1 protein-coding gene and 2 pseudogenes are annotated in these 1,345 nt (G+C 68.9%); 2 read left to right on the plus strand and 1 reads right to left on the minus strand.

Annotation, left to right across the window (positions count from 1 at the left end; genetic code table 11):
• Positions 1 to 503 (minus strand): annotated as a pseudogene (locus tag KZA10_RS15420) (hypothetical protein); the annotation flags it as partial.
• A 143-nt stretch (positions 504 to 646) separates the two neighbouring features.
• On the opposite strand from KZA10_RS15420, the gene KZA10_RS15425 reads away from it, so the two are divergent.
• Positions 647 to 1,144 carry a hypothetical protein gene (locus KZA10_RS15425; protein WP_127482434.1) on the plus strand — a complete coding sequence of 166 codons (498 nt, stop codon included), beginning with the start codon at positions 647 to 649 and terminating at the stop codon, positions 1,142 to 1,144.
• A 2-nt stretch (positions 1,145 to 1,146) separates the two neighbouring features.
• A pseudogene (locus KZA10_RS15430) lies at positions 1,147 to 1,345 on the plus strand (hypothetical protein); the annotation flags it as partial.

Consider the following 1,345-nt stretch of genomic DNA (forward strand, 5'->3'; position numbering starts at 1 on the left):
ATGTCGATCGGGTCGGCGTGCGGACGGTCGGGCTCCGACTCCCGCAGGTGCACGGTGAGCACCGGCGACGAGCCGGCCAGTGCAGAGGCGAGAGTAGTCTTGCCCGCTCCTGGCAGGCCCGTGAGGATGAGGACGTCCGCTGCGGGCACCGCAGCCAGCAGCGCTTCTCGTCCGACATCCGCACCGGTGGCGTCTCGTGGTCCGAGAGTCACCTCGACGTGGACTCCCGATCTCTGGCCGTTGAGGGCGCGTGCGGTCTCACGCCAGCGAGCCGCCACGGTGCGCCCACCGCCGAGCACACGCACGATATCGCCGACCAGACGATCGTCGACCCGCCGCCGCCCGGGGCGGAAGCAGTCGTAGACGGTCACCTTGGGAGGCTCGGCGCCGTCGCGCAGGCTTCCGATCCTTCGGGCGATCTCGGCATACGACGGCGATCCCGCGTCCGCACGCATCCGTCCGAGGCCCAGACAGAGCTCATCGAGGGTGCTCGGGGCGGGCATGAGTCGAGCCTATGGCACGCTGTCGCGCGTCTGCGGACAGGGTTCGTTCGGGGTCGTTCGGAGTCGGACGAACCGACGCGCCGCACCCCTAGGCTCACTCGACGGAGAGGCCATCCGACCTCCCGGACAAGGACATGACACCCATGACGACACGCGCAGAGATCGCGGCGAAGCTCGACGACTTCTCCTTCCAGAAAATGAACTTCGGCGGGTTCCTGATGAACAAGCGCGCGAAGAACTCGCACGCGCTGTGGACCCGTGCCTCCGACAAGGGGGTCACCGAGCTGACGCTGCTCGCCACGAGGGACTACGGCGAGGGAAACGTGTACGACGTGGCGGCCTTCACCCTCGACGGGAAGGTCCCCGAGGAGATCATCTCGGAGCTGAAGCAGCAGGCGGAAGCCCTCACGGACCGGGTCAACCTGCGCGCGCACGGCTACGTCTACACCTGCCTCGAGCCCTGGGACGGTGGCGGCACCATCTGGATCTCGAAGAAGCCCGAGTTCCGCGCACTGAGCCGCCCCGAGCAGGGCGTCTACGTCATCCCGATCCAACGGCTCACCAGCACGGGCGAACCCCGATGGCTCGCCTGGGCCCGCGAGGGCGATCAGCTGAACATCGCCATCGTGTACAAGCCCTGACGGTGCCGACGCTCTCGGTCGGCGCGACCGCACCGCGCGCAGAGGATGGCGCGCGGGGCGCTCTGATCCTCGTCGCGGCGTCCCTTGCCACCCTCGGGATCGCCGGAGCACTGGCGTTCTACCTGCTGCCCGTGGGGTTCGGCCTGACGGGCGCGATCCTCGCGCTCGCCCAGGTGGGGGCGATTCTCCTCGGTGCAGCGC

It is taken from the genome of Microbacterium sp. BF1 (genome assembly GCF_019279095.1).
GTDB classification, from domain to species: domain Bacteria; phylum Actinomycetota; class Actinomycetes; order Actinomycetales; family Microbacteriaceae; genus Microbacterium; species Microbacterium maritypicum.

What these genes read in the sequence shown, in the direction of transcription:
- KZA10_RS15425 (WP_127482434.1), top strand. Translation starts at nt 647, where the DNA reads ATGACGACACGCGCAGAGATCGCGGCGAAGCTCGACGACTTCTCCTTC.